The organism is Akkermansia sp. UBA7090 (assembly GCF_002493465.1).
Lineage (GTDB): Bacteria > Verrucomicrobiota > Verrucomicrobiia > Verrucomicrobiales > Akkermansiaceae > Akkermansia > Akkermansia muciniphila_A.
In genome coordinates this window covers 12,882-31,027 of the sequence record NZ_DKYW01000004.1, presented here as the reverse complement: position 1 = coordinate 31,027, position 18,146 = coordinate 12,882, and the positions used below count along the sequence as shown (strand labels likewise).

Here is an 18,146-nt window from a genome sequence, read left to right as displayed (position 1 = left end):
GAGAGTTTTTTATTTAAGTGTAATAGTTATCACATGCGATTTACTCTCCCTGCCCTTCTGCTGACGTCAAGCCTGACTCTTTGTTTTCCTTCTTCCTACGGAGATTGGACTTCCCCCCACTCCCTCCAGCAGGAAAAAGACGCGCCGGTTCCTCTCATTCCCTTTCCGTCCCAGGTGGACTGGAAAAGAGGGACATGCCCCAAAAAAGCACCCGTTTCCGTTAACAAGGACCCTGCCCTGGCCCAATCGCTGGGAAAAGAAGGCTATGAACTCCAGATTCGCCCCGGAGGGATCCTGATCAAGGCAGCTACGGATTCGGGCGTTTTCTATGCCCGCAGGACGCTGGATCAGCTGGGAGCCAAGGGAAATTACCCGTGCTGCGACATCAAGGACAGCCCGGCATTCGCCATTCGCGGCTTCATGCACGACGTAGGCCGCAATTTCCGGCCTATTGAAACGCTCAAGTCGGATATTGACGAAATGGCGCGGCTGAAACTGAATGCTTTCCACTGGCACCTGACGGACTATCCCGCATGGCGCATCCAGAGCAAAAAATATCCTGTCTTGAATGATCCCTCCAAGCGGATCAAGAACCGGGATGTCAATGACACCTACACCTACGAGCAGATCCGGGACCTGTTCCGCTATGCCAGGGCGCGTCACGTCCAGATCATCCCGGAAATTGATATGCCTGGACACAGCACTTATTTCAGAAACTGCTTCGGCTTTCCGATGCACGACCCCAGGGGCATGAAGATTCTGGAAGAACTGCTGGAAGAATTTTGCAGGGAAATTCCTGTGGAAATGTCTCCTTACCTGCACATTGGAGCTGATGAAATCCACATCCCCAACGGGAAGCAGTTTGCGGACCGGATGGCGGCCAAGGTCAAATCCCTGGGACGCCAGCCCATCCAATGGGCGGGCAACAATGACCTGCCTGTGTCCGGAGACAGTTATGCCCAGCTGTGGAATGACGAAAATTCCGTAGGTCTGCCGGATCCAGCCAGGCAGAAGAATCCCTATTTCGATTCCACAGCAGGGTACGTCAATTCCTTTGACCCCGGCATTCTGGTGCGCAGGAATTTCTTCCGCCAACCCTGCGGAACGGTGAAGAGCGACGAACATTCTTTGGGAGTCATTCAGTGCCTGTGGCCGGATACCCGGGTGGGGGACAAAAAGAATATTCCCATTCAGAGCCCTCAGTGGCCGGCCATGTTCGCCATGGCGGAACGCAGCTGGAAGGGGTTGCCGGCGGATGGTTCCCGCTTTGCCGGAAAACTGCCTGAAAAAGATACGGAGGCCTATCAGGCCTTTTCCCTGTTCGAGAAGCGTATGGAAGCCCTGGCCGGAAACAGGCCCTTCCCCTATTGGCGGGATTCTTTTGTGGAATGGACCGTATTCGGTCCCGTTCCGAAGGACAGGCAGGAAGAAGTAAGGAACAGCCTGCTGGCAGGAAAATCTCCCGCAGGGCTGAACCCCATCCGAGCCCGGGGAGGCAATTTGTATTTCCGTACCCGTGCAGGGGCGGAAGGCCTGTTCTCCAAGACCAAGCCGGGAAATACAGCCTGGGCGGAAACGACTTTTTATGCGGCCAGGCCCGGGACCATGTACGCCATGACAGGATTTGACGCGCCGGCCCGTTCCACGCGACGCTGTTCCGGGGTTCCGTCCGCCGGGGAATGGTCCCAATGCGAAACCAGAATATGGGTGAACGGAAAAGAAGTGAACAATCCCCAGACCTGCAGGCTGGCGGGACAGAGGCGTTATGAAAAGCACACCTGGAATTCCCCTGCCAATGAAATCCCCTTTGACAATGAAGAATTCTGGTGGGCGCGTCCTCCCGTTTCCTTTCAGGTAAAGGCCGGAGAAAACAAAATCCTGATTGAACAGCCGTATACGGGAGAATTCCAGTCATGGGGAGTCAGCTTCATTCCGGTAAAAAAAGCCGGAGACCGCTGGATTGCCGACCCAAGCTGCTATGCCAAACCCGGGAGAGAGAAACAGGATGACGTCTCTCTGGTGCCATCAAAGTAAATATGGAACTCTCTCCCCGCGGACCTTTTCATGTTCCGTCCCATCATTCCAGAGGTCATTTTCCCCCGGTCATCAGGACGAGAGAGCGGGGAAAATATCGCTTGAGAAACACGTAAACGCTCCGCGCCATCATATAAACCGCAGGCACCAGGCACCACCACACCCAGGCAGGCCATGGGGAGGGAAAACAGTTCTCTACGCCTATCAGGACGATCAGCACGAAAATGTGGGAACAATACACGAAGAAGCTGCCGGACGCCCACAGGGACAGCCTTTCCGACCAGCCGGGGCTGACGGCTTTCACAATAATCCCGAAGCTGAGAAAGGCCAGAACGAGCAATCCGGAATAAGAGCCGTCCGGAATCAGGAAAGAGTCTGCACAGCTTGCCCATACAAGGGCCGCAGAAGCTAAAAGAATGGAAGTGTGCACGGCAAGGGGCATGTTGCCCCAGCGGTTCAGACAGCCAGGGGCGGCAGACGCCAGCATAACACCGAGCGTAAAATCCCCGAACATGTACGGGCTGGGCCACGCCAGGGAGTCATCCCACCGGTGCAGAAACAGGCAGAACAGGCCAAGGGCGTAAAGAGCTGAACGGAAACGGGAGAACAAAAAAGCAGCCAGGGTAAAAATCATCAAGTCTCTCAGAAACCACATCGGGGTCAGCATGGGACATGCTCCCAGCCCAAACACGGAAATGAGCGCATTGGGGTCAAGAGGCATGCCGACCGCCAGCCAATAGGCCGCGCACCAGAAAAGATAGGGCCGCAGCAAAACCATCAGGCGGCGTGCCGTCCACGTTCCGGAGTCCTGATTCCCAAGGCCGGAGGCGGAAAAATAACCCGCCAGCAGGAAAAACGTCGCCAGCGCCGGACCAATCAGCCATTGGTTGGGAGGAAACGCCACGGAAGGAACGTGCTGCATGATGACCACAAGCGTCGCCAGCAACCGAGCAATCTCCACCCAAGGCAAACGGGGGTGAATTTCTTTACCGGACGTGGGGAAGACGGTCATGACTGCCTCATTCTGGATGATTGTTCTGAAAAAGCACTATTTTTATTGATTTTATAGACGGAATATTTCCGAAAAACAGCTTATTAACCTTCGCAAGCCTCACTTAGAGAAAATACTTGAGAATGAATTAAATTAAGCATTTTCCCCATATTTGCATTTATTGCTTATAGGCCAAACAGCATTTCTTTCTGCACACATTCCGAGCGGAGAGGTTGTATCAAATACGCTCCTGCGTTGATAAATGGGGAAATACGTCCGTCCTGTTGACCTTCTTCATACAATTTATCCCATACATTCATGGCTTTATCTTCCATTTATCCGAACGGATCGCATTTCTTAACTGCTGCCCGAATACCCGTCATTTCCGGGAAATATCATCTGCCGCATGTTTGCCGCCGTTCCCGTCAGCGTAAAAACCGTATTTTTATCCCATGTCCATCTATGGGAAGCCTCTTCCAGAAATAGCGAAAAAGGCTGGATTCTTCTATGGAATCCAGCCTTTCGGAAAGGAGAGAATACACGGTTCAGGAATAAAAGCCGATATCCGGTTCCCGGTCCCGCCGCCTGCGTTTCAAATACGGATTGCGGTATCGGTGAATGCATTTGCCGGAACTCCCGGGGGTATAATGAAGAGGATCCGCCTCCTTGGCGGCTTCATGGCTCAATATCTCCACAAAATCTTTCAAGGACATTTCCAGATCCGCATCGTGGCATGCCAGCGCGGCGGACAGACGCACCTTACCGTTGCCATAGTCCACATACATGGCGAACAGCGTGGTCTGGTACAGATGCCATGATTCCCCGCCCATTTTTCCGGACCGGTGTTGGCTGATGGCCTCCAATAGCCACGTCAGCGCATGTTCCAGTTCCAGATTGTCCAGAACATCCCGTATGAGAGATGTTTCACGGCCGAAAACGGCCACGCTTTCCTGTTGTTTTGCCCTGTTGATTTTCATGTCCTGGTTCTCCTTTCCGGTTTCCCTTGTTAAGCAGGGCGGCGGATAATTATGCGGCCCCAATTACTTTGGACACTTTTTCCAACAGGTTGTTCAACCTGAATTCTCAACTGTGTCAGCTATGACCACTTTTCCAATGTACGGGAGTTCCCGATGATGCCCGTCCAGATCCATTCCAAAACCCACCAGGAAGTCGTTTCCCTGCGTAAAGGCCACGTAATCAGCCTCAAAAGGTACTTTCCGACAACAACGCTTGTCCACAGCTACGGCGGTGCGGACTTCCTTCACCCCTCTTCTTTTCAATTCCCTGCAAACTTCATCCAGCGTGGCGCCCGTATCCAGAACGTCATCTACCACCAGAACGGGCACATCGGGCTGGAAATCACCGCAATCCCCCTCCCACGCCACGGAGCCGGAATTTTTCATCCCGGCATAACTGGAAATTTTGACGGCTTTCACCACGGGCCGGGATTTCAAATGCTTCTCCAACATCGCAGCGAAAGGAAGAGCTCCGTTCAGCAGCAGCAATAAAATATAGGGTTTCCCTGCCATGGCCCTGTCAATGGATGCGGCCAGTTCCCTGACGCGCGCGCAGATGGCATCCTCTGCAATCAAAGGGGTGATGGTGTAAGTCATGGAAATAAGGTATGATAATGTTTCCTGTAAGGAAAATCAATCCTTGAAGAAGAACGAACGGAAATGGAAAATTTCCGGGCCGAGTTGAGTGATTTTTTCAAAAACAGAATAAATCTCCACAGGCAGGAGGCATCAACAAGCGCTCTCAAGAGATGTTTTCCTTGCCCCGGCCGGCAGAGAATGCGGAGGCGCATTTAACGGTGGCTTCCCGCCGGACCGCATGGTAGAGTAAGGCAGAGATGACTGATTCCCTTTCCAAGCGCCTTTTTATTCTGGATGGAATGGCCCTGGCTTACAGAGCCCACTTCGCCTTTTTCTCCAATCCCATCCGCAATTCCAAGGGAGTCAATACTTCCGCCGTGTACGGCTTCGCCAATACGCTGCTGGGCATTCTGGAACATGAACGCCCCACGCATATCGCGGCCTGCTTCGACACTTCCGTTCCTACGGCGCGCCATAAGCTTTACCCTGCCTATAAAGCCAACCGGGAATCCATGCCGGAAGAGTTGAGCTTTCAAATGCCTCTGATTTTCAGATTGCTGGAGGCCATGAATATTCCCATTCTGCGTTATGAGGGTTATGAGGCGGACGATACGATAGGCACGCTGGCGCGCATTGCGGACGGTACGGAGGGGTTCCAGACCTACATGGTTTCCCAGGACAAGGACCTGGGCCAGCTTATTTCCTCCACCTGCTTTCTGTGGAAACCCGGCAAAAGGGGAAATGACCACGAAGTGATTGACCTGGAAAAACTCAAAGAGCAATGGGGCATTGAACGTGCGGACCAGGTAGTTGATATTCTGGCCCTGATGGGGGACAGCTCCGACAATATTCCGGGCCTTCCCGGCGTGGGGGAAAAGACGGCCAAACTGTTGATCGGAGAGTTCGGCTCCGTGGAAAACCTGCTGTCTAATACGGATAAGCTGAAAGGGAAGCGCAGGCAGATTGTGGAGGAAAACGGAGCCATGGCAACTCTTTCCAAACAACTGGCCACCATTGACCGGAACGTTCCCCTGACGGTGGCCCTGCCTGACCTGGTTAAAAAAGAACCCAGCCCGGAAGAACTGCTGTCCCTTCTCCAGGAATTGGAGTTTCGCTCCATGCAGGCCAAGCTGTTCGGGAAAAAAGCGCCGGAGGCCAGAAAATCCCCCCTCCCTGCGGACGATTTGTTTGCTCCCGCCCCGCAGACGGAACAGCTTCCGTTGGAGACGCTCTCCGCCCCCGTTTCGGGAGCACGGCAGAGCAGTTCCGGCCAAATGGACTTGTTTGAGGAACGCCATTTGAAAACAGTAGATGATTTCAGGCACGAGTATATTATTGCGGACACGGCGGAAGCCCGTTCCGCCATGGTTGCCGAGCTGGAAAAGCATGATTCCTGGTGCTTCGACACGGAAACGACGGGCCTGAATCCCCTTACGGACAATCTGCTGGGTGTCGCCTTCTGCGCGGAACCGCACAAGGCATGGTACATGCCTGTCTCCGGCCCGGAGGATCTGGAAGCGGTTAAACCGCTCCTGGAAGGCCCCGCAGAGAAGATAGGGCATCACCTGAAATTTGACCTGGAGGTTTTGAGAGCCAACGGCATTCACGTCAAAGGCCCCTTTTTCGACACGTTGCTGGCTCATGCCCTGATCGCTCCGGGCATGAAGCACGGAATGGACATTCTGGCGGAAAATCTGCTGCAATATTCCACGATTAAACTGAGGGATATTGCCGCGCCGGGAGCCAGGAAGCGCGAACTGGACACCAGCGGCATTCCCGTGGAGGTCATGGGCAAATATTCGGCGGAGGATGCAGATATCACCCTCCAGCTTTCCTCCATCCTGAAAAGACAGGTCAAGGAAAGCGGCATGGAGAAACTGTTCCGCACTGTGGAACTGCCCTTGCTTCCCGTGCTGGCGGACATGGAGTTCACCGGCATCCGCGTGCTTCCGGAATCCCTGGAAAAGGCTTCCGTCAAGGTAGGAGCCATCATTGACGGCCTGCGGGAAAGAATTGAAGAAGCCGCAGGCCATCCCCTGAACCTGAATTCCCCCAAGCAGCTCGGAGATTTCCTGTTCGGAGAACTGGAACTGGTGAAGAAGCCCAAGAAGACGAAGACGGGCCAGTTCGTGACGGATGAAGACACCCTTTCCGCTCTGGCTCCCCAGCATCCCATTGTAGCGGATATCCTGGCCTACCGGGAGAATATGAAGCTGAAGAGCACGTATCTGGATGCGCTGCCCAAATATATCTGCCCGCGTGACGGACGCATCCATACCCAGTTCCACCAGATGCTGACCGCTACCGGGAGGCTCGCCTCCCAGTATCCCAATCTTCAGAATATTCCGGTAAGGACGGAGCAGGGGCGCCTGATCCGCACCGCTTTTGTCCCCGCCTCAGAGGAATACACCATGCTGTCCGCAGATTATTCCCAGATTGAACTGCGCATCATGGCGGCGCTTTCCGGAGACCCCGCCATGTGCGGAGCATTCAAGGAAGGGCGGGACATCCATACGGAAACGGCCGCCCGTGTGTACGGCATTCCCCGCGACCAGGTGGACGCCGTTATGCGCCGCGCGGCCAAAACGGTGAACTTCGGCATTATTTACGGCATTTCCGCCTTCGGTCTTTCCCAGAGGCTGGGCTGCCCCCGCGGAGAAGCCGCCACTCTGATTGAAAACTATTTCACCCAGTTCCCCGTAGTTAAATCCTTCATGGAAGACCTGGTTCACAAAGCGGAACAAGCCGGTTACGCGGAAACGCTGCTGGGGCGCCGGAGAATGATTCCGGAAATCAACTCCGCCAACAAGACCATTAAGTCCGCCGCGGAACGCACTGCCATCAACACCCCCATCCAGGGCACGGCGGCGGATATGATTAAAATAGCCATGATCCATGTGGACAAATTGCTGAAAGGCGCCAGATCCCGGCTTATCCTCCAAATTCATGATGAATTGCTGGTGGACCTGCACAGGGATGAATTGGATCTTATTCCCAAGATAGAGGAAGCCATGATCAGCGCGCTGCCCCTGCCCAACGGCGTTCCCATTCTGGTGGAAGCCAGGACGGGCGGCAACTGGCTGGAAGCTCATTAAAAACATTCTTTCAGCAGGCTCCCATGCGTCCCGCATACCGGGATTCCCGAGCTTTCCCGATGCCTTACTTTTTCTTCCAGCCGCGCCGGTTCCCAATCTGTGGACGCGCTGCCCCGCCAACGGAAAGTTTTTAAAAAGAAGATTCCCCAGCGGCAGGAAAAATGAGTAGGAAAGGATATCCCTTTGAAAAAATGAGTTAAAGAATCAGAGCGTCCCCAGCCTGGAATTCCGGCACGGTCACCAGAGCGCTGCCGTCTTTCAACGTCACTACATGCACCTTGCGTTCCTGCATTCCTGACGGCGTTTTTACCTGGATGGAGCTACCGTCCCTGACGGCGGAAGCGGGAATCCACGCGGAAACGGGAACCTGCACGTTGATGGCCACTTGAAGGGACATGTTGACGGGAGCCACCTGCCACTCGGAGACATGGGAGGCATTCGGCTCCAGAGAGGCAATCAGCACGGCGGAATTGCTTTCGGAATCCAGAGCCGCATCCACCGCCGTAACGCGGCCCAGCCATTGCAGACGTTTTCCATTATTCAGCACGCAAGAGGCGGTCAGAGCCGTATTCACTTTGCCCTGCTCATCCCTGGGCAACGCGGAAAATTCTTCCAGAGGAACGGGAATCCGTATCATCCGTTCCTGAAGAGGAATTACTTTCCCCACCGGCTGCCCGGCGACTACGCGGGCACCGGCGCCCACAGAGCATTCCACCACCTGGCAGGTATAGGGAGCTTCCAGCACCGTATCCCGGAGGGCCTGTTCCGCTTCCGCCACATACGCCTCCGCGGCGTTCAGCCTCGCGTTTACGGCTCTTCTCTGCGGCACCCGGAGCACCAGTTCGGATTCCTCACCGCTTTTGGAGACGGAGCTGTATGTCTTTTTGATGGCTTTCAGGGCTTCCGCCTGCTCCGTAGAAACATCCAGGCGGGCCTGTTCCAGTTCCGCCTGGGCATTTGCAAGCCGGGCGCGGTATTCAAATTTTTCCAATTCCATCAGGGGGGTTCCCTTCAGGACAATTTCCCCCACGTTAAACAGGGGATGCACTTTGTCCACCTTTCCGGAAACGCTGGGAGAAAGCATCGTCAGGTAGGAGGCCCTTACAATGCCGGGCGCGGAAATGGAAAGGGTGTTCGTCTGCAGCCGGAGGGGTTTCTCCGTTCCTGCGGACGCGCAGCCCCTGTTCCCGGAAGAGGAAAATGAGATGGAAGGGTCCGTTACAATAGCCGTTCCCGTCAAAAGCGCCACAATCCCCAGGCCGATGCCTATGGACCAGAACGTTCCCTTTTTTTGAGGGGCCTCGCTCATCGACAGTTCCGGGGGAAACGCGTCCCGTTATTTGGGATATTCCGTCTCCATGATGTGGGAATAGGCCTCCGCCGTTTCCACAGCCACGGTTTCAATATTCTTCATCAACTGGGCAAACTGGGCTTCCGAGAGGTCCATGCCTTCCAGAACGAAGGACTGGCGGTAATAAACGTACCCGCTGTTGGGGTCCAGCTGAAAGGCGCCGGCCGTCTGGTCCGCATTCAGTTCGCTGAGGATAATGCTGACTTCCACACGGCGGGCTTCAGGGACCTTGGCGGCAAAAAGCACGTCAATGACCAGCGTCTCCGGACGTTCAATCATGGTGTACAGGAGGCTCACCGGGGTGAACGTATCACAGGGAACGAATGCGATGCCCGTCTTAATGTTGTGGTCATCAGCAGAAGTGATCCATTCCGTTTCTTCCCCTCTCTTTCTGAGAACGGTGTACACACGGTCCAAAAGGCTGAGATGCTGGTTTTCCATATTGAAAATTGTTTAACAGGGGGTTGCTTGCAAAGGCGCATGCAACGTACGCGCCCGTTTACTGAATCCAAGCTTACTGGCATCCTTCTGATTCGTCAAGCTCTCCTGACGTAAAGAAATTGAAAAAACATGTATGCAAGCCGGCATAAAAATACAGACGCCGTCCGAAGGGGCGGCGTCTGGAAAAAATGTGTGCGCCGGAAGTTCCGGCTTCTTTCCGAGGTTCTTTTTACAGGATATCCCCGGGCTGGTAACCTGCCCCGTCCGGGAATCTGTCCGTCACTTCCTTCACCATGGAGCGGAATGCTTCCACCTGGGCGTCAGCCATGCCCGTAGCGGAGGAATTGGAATCAAAGATGCGCTGAAGATCCGCCCGGTCTATTCCCAGGCGCCCGTCTTCCGCCAGGCGGTCCAGCAAATTGTTTTCCGTGATTTTTCCGGCCCGCAGGTCATTGGAGACGGCCACAGCATGTTCCTTGATCACCTCATGGGCGGTTTCCCGGCCAATGCCGCGCTTGACGGCCTCCATCAGGATGGTGGTTGTCATCAGGAAAGGAAGATAGCGGCGCAATTCCGCAGCCACCACGGCCTCATACACGCCCATCTGGTTCAGAACGGTCAGGAAGGTTTCAAACAGGCCGTCCGCAGCGTAAAAGGAATCAGGCATGACGACACGGCGCACCACGGAGCAGGAAACGTCCCCCTCATTCCACTGATCCCCGGCCAGCCCGGAAATCATCATCAGGAAACCCTTCAAGATGACGTGGAAGCCGTTGACGCGCTCGCAGGAGCGGGCGTTCATCTTGTGCGGCATGGCGCTGGAGCCAGTCTGTCCCTTGGCGAACCCCTCCGTGGCCAGTTCATGGCCGGCCATCAGGCGCAGGGTCTTGGCGAAGGAGGAGCAGCCGGAGGTGAGTTCCACCAGTCCGGAAACTACGGAAAAGTCCAGAGAACGCGGATATACCTGCCCCACATTCATCCACTTGGCGGGAATGCCCAGGTGGGCGCACACGCGGTCTTCCAGTTCCAGCACGCGGCCGGCATCCTGTCCGAAGAGGGAAAGCTGGTCAAGCTGGGTTCCAACGGCGCCCTTCAGTCCGCGTACGCTGTAACGGTCCATGAGGGAAATCCATGTCCCCAGGCCGTGCACGATGTCTTCCCCGAACATGGCGACGCGTTTGCCCATGGTCGTGGTCTGTGCGGCTACATTGTGCGTGCGTCCGGCAATGGTCACGTGCTTCCATTGTTCGGCCAGGGCGCTCATGCGGTTCAACACGGCCACGGCCTTGTCCCGGATGACTTGCATGGATTTCCAGATCTGGAGCTGTTCCACATTTTCCGTCAGGTCCCGGGAGGTCATGCCCTTGTGGATATGCTCGCATCCGGCCAGTTCGCAGAATTCTTCTATGCGCGCCTTCACATCGTGGCGCGTCACGCGTTCACGCGCGTCAATGGAAGGAAGGTTTACCTGGTCTTTCACCCGTTCATAGGCCTCAATGACTCCGTCCGGAATATCCAGCCCCAGATCCTTCTGGGCTTTCATCACGGCAATCCAGAATTCGCGTTCCAGAATGATGCGGCCCTCTGCGGACCAGATGGATTTCATGGCGGCGGAGGCGTACCTTTCAGCCAGGACATTGGGAATCACGCTCATATCAAAATATGTCTATGCGGGGGGTTATCAACAACGGTAAGCCGCCATGATCATGACGGAAGGAAAAAAAGCAAGCACTTTCCCACAGCTTCACGGATTAGGGGCGCCGGGGAATTCAAAGCCATTCCTTTTATGAACTTGATTCAGTATTGCCCTCCCTCCCAATAAAAGTTTCAGGAACAGGCAAAAATTTTTATTGCCGAATGCCGGAATCGCAACATTTCCGCTTATCGCCATGTTCCCTCACTCCCCCGGCGGCGGCTCCAGGCCGTACCGGGCATAACCGGAAACGATTTCCTGAAGGATGGCGGAAATTTTTTCCAGAGAACGGACAGGGACGTATTCATACTTTCCATGGAAGTTGTGGCCTCCGGCGCACAGGTTGGGACACGGCAGCCCCATGAAAGAGAGGCGTGCTCCGTCCGTGCCACCGCGCACAGGGATGATTTCCGGCCTCACTCCCACGGCTTCCATGGCCCTGCGGGCATGTTCCACCAGGTGCATGTGCGGGAGTATCTTCTCCTTCATGTTGTAATAGGAATCCGTAATTTCCACCTTTATTGTCCCCTCTCCGTATTTACGGTTCAGCAGGGCCGCGCATTCCTGCATGAACTCCTTCTTGCGCTCAAACGCCGCCCTGTCATGATCCCTGACGAGGTACTCCGCAACCGCCTGTTCCACGTCTCCCCGGAGAGAATCCAGATGATAAAAGCCCTCGTATCCTTCCGTGAAAGCGGGATTCTGGAACGCGGGCAGCATGCCCTGGAATTCCATGAGAACCAGGCAGGCATTCAACATCCTGCCCTTGGCGCTTCCGGGATGAATAGAAGAGCCCTGCACCGTCACTACCGCGGAAGCCGCATTGAAATTTTCATATTCAATTTCCCCCAGGGCGCCTCCGTCCACGGTATAGGCGAAATCCGCGCCGAACCGCGCCACGTCAAAGGCATCCGTCCCGCGCCCTATTTCCTCATCCGGCGTGAAGGCAATCCGTATCTCGCCGTGAGGCCGTTCAGGGTTCAGCAGGAAGGAGGCGGCCATATCCATGATTTCCGCCACACCGGCCTTGTCGTCCGCGCCAAGCAGGGTAGTTCCGTCCGTCACGACCAGGTCCTGGCCCAAATAATCCGCCAGCTCGGGAAAAACGGCGGGGGAAAGCACTATTCCCTGCTCCGGGTTGAGCAGGATGTCCCCACCGTCGTACGAGCGTATGATGCGGGGGTTTACGCCGCTGCCGGAGACTCCCGGAGCCGTATCCACATGGGCCACCCAGCCGATGACGGGAACATTCCCTTCCACGTTGGAAGGAATGGAGGCGTAAACAATGCCGGAATCCTCATCCAGTTCCGCCTGCGCTCCCATGTCCTTCAGCTCCCCGGCCAACAGACGGGCCAGCTCCGTCTGGCCGGGGGTGGACGGCACGGTGGAGGAATCCGCGTCCGACTGGGAACCCACGGAGACATACTTCAAAAAACGGTCTAAAACGGAGATGTTCATGGGAAAAATCAAGGATTGGCAAGAGTCTAGCACCCGCCCCCGCGAACACAAGCACAAGACACGGTTTATTCTTGCGATTCAGGACGGTGTGCCGTATGTAAACAAAGCCTCTCCCCATGATGACACCTCTCCCCCTTGGCATTACCCTTGCTTTGTCCCTGACCAGCGTCTCCATGCCTCTTCTGGCCCAGGGGGTGTATATGCCCGGCCCCATGCCCGTCACCGCCGGAGCGAGGCAGGACCCAACGGATATGTATCTGGAGGCGTTGAAGCTGGTGACCCAAGCCGCGGGGCTGGTGGAAAAACGGGATTATATAGGAGCCATCCGCCTGACGCAGCAGGCGGAAGACAAGTTCGGACGCCTGTCCAAATCTTATCCCCAATGGCGGCCCAAACTGCTGCAAACGCGCCGCCAGCTCAACAGGGAAAATCTGGACCAGTGGCAGAAACTGGCCCAGCAGCAGGCTGCCGCCTCTTCATCCGGCTCCGGCCTGGAGCTGGAACGCCCTGCCTCCGTGCCGAAGCGCCCCAGGCCCAAACCCAACATAGCCCTTCCTCCCGGCTACAAGGGCGTGGAATTCCCTACCCGGCCCGGAGAATCCCTGGTCAATACCATCCCGTCCCCCTCCGTTTCTCCCGGGGCGGCTCCGGAAGTGGTGGAAAGCAATTACGAACGCATTCGAAGACTGCTGGATAAAACCACCATGGAGAACAAGGCCCTGATCCAGGCTCTCAAGCGTACCCGCCGGGAGCAGGAGGAGGTTCTGGCGAAACTGGCCGTGGCATCCGCCGGAGAATCCGTTTACCGGGATGAATTGCTCAAGGTCAAAAAGCAGATGGAGGATGAGAGAAAGACCAGCAACAAGCTCATCCAGACCCTCACCAGGAGAGTGGAGGAACTGGAACAACATGTCACTTCCCTCAGCCAGGACAAAGCCCGTTACCTGGAGCAGATCGCCGATCTTCAGCTGCAGCTCAAGGAGTACAAGGACAAACTGGACAAAGTGACGGATGAGAAAAACGCCCTCCAGAAAGACCGCGACCAGTTGGCGGCCCTGGTAGAGCTCAACAGTCCGGACAAAACAAAAAACCTGTTGGACCGCAACCTGACGCTGGCGGCCCAGCTCAAGGATGCCCAGGACAAAATCGCCGCTCTGGAAACGGCCAAGTCCGATTCCGAAGAACAGCGGAAAGCCAATCTGAAAGCGTTGGAAGAGGCGCGAGGGGAATCCGCAGACCTGAAACAGAAACTGATTGCCATCCGGGATGAAAACATCGGCTACCGCAAACGCATTACAGAGCTGAATACCAAGCTCATTAATGCGGATGTGGAACTGTCCAAGCTGGAGGCCAATCCGGAAAAAAGCCCGCTTCTTCTGGAAGAAAACCAGCTGCTGCGCTCCACCATCGCCAAGCAGCTCCGCATCCTTTCCGTGCAGGACCAGAGCCGCTCCCTGCTCATCAGCACCTATAAGCGGCTGCATCAGGAAAACCCGGATACAGCGGAAATAGCCTCCCTGATGGATAATGAAGAGGCTATCAGGCTCACCCCCGCGGAAAAACAAATTGTCAACGCCATTGCCAAGGATAACAATATCAATGTTCCCCTGACGGCTCAGCAAAAGGAAAAAATCAATAAGCTGGCTCAAGCCCTCTCTGCGGAACGCGGCAAGGCCGCCCAGCTTGCCCGGGATTTGGAACTGGCGCGCAGCCAGATGAAAACCAAAGCGGACAAATCCGCCAAAAACGACAAAAAACAGGCGGAAGCCCTGGCGCGGGCCCAAAAGGCCCTGGAACAGAAAAACACTCAGGTGGAAGAACTCACCCGGCAGATGGAAGAACTGAAAAGACGTTCCGCCGAACAGGCCCGCCTGGCCGCCATCTCCGCCGGGGCCATTACTCCGGATCAGGAAAAGGCGCTGAACCGGAGCATGGAAGCCACGGTGCGCCGGAAGCTGGAGGCGGAAGCCCTGGGACAAGGCGCCGCAGAAGCCTTCGCCAAAAAACGCTATGCCGCCGCAGAACAGCTGTACCGGACGTTGCTGGACTTCCAGCCGGCGCACGTTCCGGCCCTGGTCAATCTGGGGACTATTCTGCTTCAGCGCAACAAGGCGGAGGAAGCGATCAAATTCCTGAAAAAAGCCACGGAACTGGACGCATCATCCTCCCCTGCATGGTTCATGATGGGGGTGGCCCAATACCGCGCCGGGGAAGACCAGCGCGCCATCGCCTCCCTGACGGAAACGGTCAGGCTGGATCCGGCCAACGCCCTTGCCCTGCTTTACCTGGGCAACCTGGAAACCAGCGCCGGAAACTATGAAAAAGCGGTTATCCACTTTGAAAACGCCCTGAAAATCCAACCGGAATCACCGGACGCGCATTTCAACCTGGCCTGGACCTATTCTCGGCTGGGCCGCACAGCGCAGGCCCGCAAGAGCTATGACGCAGCCATCCGCAGCGGAGGCCTACCGGATTCCGACCTGGAACTTGCCATTACCGGAACCACCACCCTGCCCCGCAAAAAGCAGGCTCCGGACCAGAATCCCTCATCCGCCGCAAAAGAGGGAGAAACCCGGCTGGCCGCGGCAATAAGCGATCCGTCTGCCATTCCCCACGAAGCCAATGAAGTGCCTGCTCATGTGGCGGAGGATCCGAATGCGCGGGAAAAGCCTTCCGCCGGTCCCAAACAAGTTGTCGTCAGCCACCGTCCGGAATCCGGGCAAGCCTCTCTGGCCTCCCAAATGAAGGAAACCGCCCCCGCGGCTACATCCGCACAACCTCCGGCAGAAACCGCGACTGCAGCAACGGAAACGCCCAAGCCGGAAAAACAGGAACCTCCGCGCAGGAAAAGCCGTTTCCGAATCGGTTCCTGACGTCATTCTCCTTTTTCCCACTAAATAAAGCCATGTATCACGTTTCCATTTTAGGACTGGGCCTCATTGGCTCACGGATTGCACGCCATATGGCCGGGATGGGCGACACGGTCACCGTCTGGAACAGAACTCCGCGGGAGGATTTTCCGGAAGCGGTTCCTACCCCGGCGGATGCGGCCCGCGCTTCCAAAATTATCCAGCTCTACCTGAAAGACAGGAATGCCTGTCTGGAAGTGTTTGAACAAATGAGGGAGGCCCTGACACCGGAGCATATCATTCTGAACCACTCGACTATTGACCTGGCGACTGTCGGAAAACTCTCCCTGATGAGTTCCTCCATCGGCTGCACGTATGTGGATTGCCCGTTCACCGGCTCCCGTTTGCCCGCGGAAAAAGGGGAACTGGTTTACTACGTTGGAACGGATTCCACCACTCTGGACCGCATACGCCCCGTGCTGGAGCACAGTTCCCGGGACATCCTGCATCTGGGAGGCATTGGAGCCGGCACCGTCGTCAAACTGGTCACCAACATGGTCTCCGCCACCATGGTGCAGAGTTTGAGCGAAGCCCTGGCCATCTCCCAGGCGTACGGCATTTCCCCGGAAATGCTGGGCCAGGCCATTTCCCGGAACGTCATCGCCTCCCCTCTGGCCGCATTGAAGCTGCCCCTGATGGCAAAGCGCGACTTTTCCACTCATTTCTCCCTGGACAACATGAGGAAAGACAGTATTTACGCTCAGGAACTTGCCGCAGAAAAAGGAATCCACCCTCCTGTTGCCTCCCTGGTTTCCTCCATCATGGGTAAGCTGTGCCGGGAAGGTCATGCGGAAGAGGATTTCAGCTGTCTGGCGGAACAATTCGACTAACTTTTTCCGCGGATGAAATTCAGGGGAACATGCGTCTTTCTGTTGACGGCTCTTCTTCTGCCCCCTGCTGTCCGGGGGCAGGAACAGAAAGGGGCTGGCGATGTTTCTTCCGCGGAAGTGCGGCCGCCGGAAGAAGAAGCAATATCCGTCCAGGATGCGGCTTTTATTGATGACGCCTCGGACCGTCCTGTATTGCAGGGCAATTCCAATGTGAGTCCCGTTGTCCCCCCTTCGCCTCCGGCAAAAGCCGCCGCCGGAACGGAGGAACAGCCTGCCAGACGGCAACCGTTCACCAGCGTTTCCACTTCCAGGCAATTTCATGTCACCGGGATGGACTCCCTGCTGGCCGGGGCCATCGCCACCCGGGCGGATGCCATACGCACCGCGCTGCTCAAGGTCCTCAAGCAGCCTGACGAATGGGAAAACGGCATCAACATCCGCCTGGTAGGAGAACCGGGAAGCCCCGTTCCGGCCAACCCCGTCCGCATGCAAACCGTCATTGTGGGCAACACCCTCTCCTATAATATTTTCATTCACCTGGGCCACGGTATCAACCAGGACAGTCTGCGCCGCGCCATCGTCTCCACCCTGCTTTATGAAATGATGCTGCGCACGGTGGATCCGGAAGGCCTGCCGGATAACGTCACGCTGCCCCCCTGGCTGATTGCCGGGCTGGAACAGGCTGTTCTGTGGCACAATAATGAAGCTGACCGCGCCATGTATTCCACCCTGTTCCAGCAGTCCGGCATTATGACTCCGGAAGAAATTCTGAATTGCCGGGAACCGGAAAAGGAACTGGATGCGACCTCTTACGCGGCCTATCAAACTTCCTGCGGAGCCCTGGCGCTTTGCCTGCTGAACCAGGAAAACGGCCCGGAAGGCATGAAACAGCTTCTGGACCAGGCTATTCTGGGCAATGACGATCCCGGAAACCTCATCAAACGCCATTTTCCGCAGCTCAGCCTGACTCCCACTTCCCTCCATAAATGGTGGACGCTTCAGCTTTCCCGCATGGCGACGCCTCCCCTGACGGAAACTCTCACGATTACGGAAACGGAACGGCACCTTCAGGAAGCACTCACCCTGGTCAAGTATGATCCGGATACCCGCACCACCGTCACATTTCCCCTGGATGACCTGGAGCAGGCCCATTCCCTGCCGGATCTGAACAGGCAGCTTTCCAATGTGGCCGGCAGCCTGCTCAACCTCAGCAGACGTTCCTTTCCTTCATACCGGCCCGTCATTGTAGAATATGCCAAGCTGGTGGCCCTGATGCAAACAGGGAAAGTCAACAGCCGGGAAGCCGGCCCCAAAATCAGCCAGCTCCGGGAAATCAGGAACCTTTCCATGAAAACCGCCCGCCGCGTCCGGGATTATATGGACTGGTATGAAATCAACACGCGGTCCGGAACCGGCAAGACATTCGCTTCCTACGCGGCAGCCGTGAAAATCCTCCGGGAACAGGAGCAGCCGGCCAATACACCCATTTCCCGCTATCTGGACGACATTGAAAAACTGTACACCCTCCCGGCCAGGGCTCCTGTGCCCTCCCTGCATGGGAAGAATTGAGGGAAGGGAGTTTTGCCGTCCCCGGCAAAAGCACTGCACTTCCGGGAAAAACGTTCTCCCATGCCGGCAATGTTACCTTCACGGCAACACAAAATGCCGATGGGTTCTCCCCGGAAACCGGAAGGAGCGGATATCTGGCGCTATGAAGCAAACTGGTTGCCGGGACAGGCCAAATCGCCG

The 18,146-nt window shown here is 56.1% G+C and carries 12 protein-coding genes; 5 read left to right on the top strand and 7 right to left on the bottom strand.

Going from position 1 to position 18,146, the window contains the following annotated elements:
• The first annotated feature begins 33 nt into the window (after nt 1-33).
• Nucleotides 34-2,034: a family 20 glycosylhydrolase gene (locus B3075_RS00930; protein ID WP_290488672.1), complete on the top strand. Its 2,001-nt coding sequence runs from the start codon at nt 34-36 to the stop codon at nt 2,032-2,034.
• Nucleotides 2,035-2,089: 55 nt separating this feature from the next.
• Here B3075_RS00930 and B3075_RS00925 read toward each other — a convergent pair whose 3' ends face one another.
• The 3 genes from B3075_RS00925 to B3075_RS00915 all read right to left on the bottom strand — a co-directional run bounded on the left by B3075_RS00925 (nt 2,090) and on the right by B3075_RS00915 (nt 4,638).
• Complete coding sequence (locus B3075_RS00925) at nt 2,090-3,046, bottom strand: acyltransferase family protein (RefSeq protein ID WP_290488671.1); 957 nt, start codon at nt 3,044-3,046, stop codon at nt 2,090-2,092.
• Between the two features lie 524 nt (nt 3,047-3,570).
• Nucleotides 3,571-4,002, bottom strand: coding sequence for a hypothetical protein (locus tag B3075_RS00920; protein ID WP_290488670.1), 432 nt, complete (start codon nt 4,000-4,002; stop codon nt 3,571-3,573).
• 93 nt (nt 4,003-4,095) lie between these two features.
• Nucleotides 4,096-4,638, bottom strand: coding sequence for a phosphoribosyltransferase (locus tag B3075_RS00915; RefSeq protein ID WP_290488669.1), 543 nt, complete (start codon nt 4,636-4,638; stop codon nt 4,096-4,098).
• 239 nt (nt 4,639-4,877) lie between these two features.
• On the opposite strand from B3075_RS00915, the gene polA reads away from it, so the two are divergent.
• Nucleotides 4,878-7,715, top strand: a complete 2,838-nt coding sequence (gene polA / locus B3075_RS00910) for a DNA polymerase I (protein WP_290488668.1) — start codon at nt 4,878-4,880, stop codon at nt 7,713-7,715.
• Between the two features lie 196 nt (nt 7,716-7,911).
• On the opposite strand, the gene B3075_RS00905 is transcribed toward polA, so the two are convergent.
• From B3075_RS00905 to pepT, 4 genes are all read right to left on the bottom strand, one after another.
• Complete coding sequence (locus B3075_RS00905; RefSeq protein ID WP_290488667.1) at nt 7,912-9,024, bottom strand: efflux RND transporter periplasmic adaptor subunit; 1,113 nt, start codon at nt 9,022-9,024, stop codon at nt 7,912-7,914.
• Nucleotides 9,025-9,051: 27 nt separating this feature from the next.
• Nucleotides 9,052-9,507: a YbjN domain-containing protein gene (locus tag B3075_RS00900; protein WP_094137033.1), complete on the bottom strand. Its 456-nt coding sequence runs from the start codon at nt 9,505-9,507 to the stop codon at nt 9,052-9,054.
• A 229-nt stretch (nt 9,508-9,736) separates the two neighbouring features.
• Nucleotides 9,737-11,161 (bottom strand): adenylosuccinate lyase, encoded by a 1,425-nt coding sequence (gene purB / locus B3075_RS00895; protein ID WP_290488666.1) that lies wholly within the window; start codon nt 11,159-11,161, stop codon nt 9,737-9,739.
• Nucleotides 11,162-11,404: 243 nt separating this feature from the next.
• Nucleotides 11,405-12,658: a peptidase T gene (pepT, locus tag B3075_RS00890; protein WP_290488665.1), complete on the bottom strand. Its 1,254-nt coding sequence runs from the start codon at nt 12,656-12,658 to the stop codon at nt 11,405-11,407.
• A 116-nt stretch (nt 12,659-12,774) separates the two neighbouring features.
• Here pepT and B3075_RS00885 point away from each other — a divergent pair, with 116 nt between their 5' ends.
• From B3075_RS00885 to B3075_RS00875, 3 genes are read left to right on the top strand one after another with little or no spacing between them, the layout of a single operon-like run.
• Nucleotides 12,775-15,531 (top strand): tetratricopeptide repeat protein, encoded by a 2,757-nt coding sequence (locus tag B3075_RS00885; protein ID WP_290488664.1) that lies wholly within the window; start codon nt 12,775-12,777, stop codon nt 15,529-15,531.
• A 32-nt stretch (nt 15,532-15,563) separates the two neighbouring features.
• Nucleotides 15,564-16,397 (top strand): NAD(P)-dependent oxidoreductase, encoded by an 834-nt coding sequence (locus tag B3075_RS00880; protein ID WP_290488663.1) that lies wholly within the window; start codon nt 15,564-15,566, stop codon nt 16,395-16,397.
• A gap of 12 nt (nt 16,398-16,409) precedes the next feature.
• Nucleotides 16,410-17,966 (top strand): hypothetical protein, encoded by a 1,557-nt coding sequence (locus B3075_RS00875; protein WP_290488662.1) that lies wholly within the window; start codon nt 16,410-16,412, stop codon nt 17,964-17,966.
• Nucleotides 17,967-18,146: the final 180 nt, after the last annotated feature.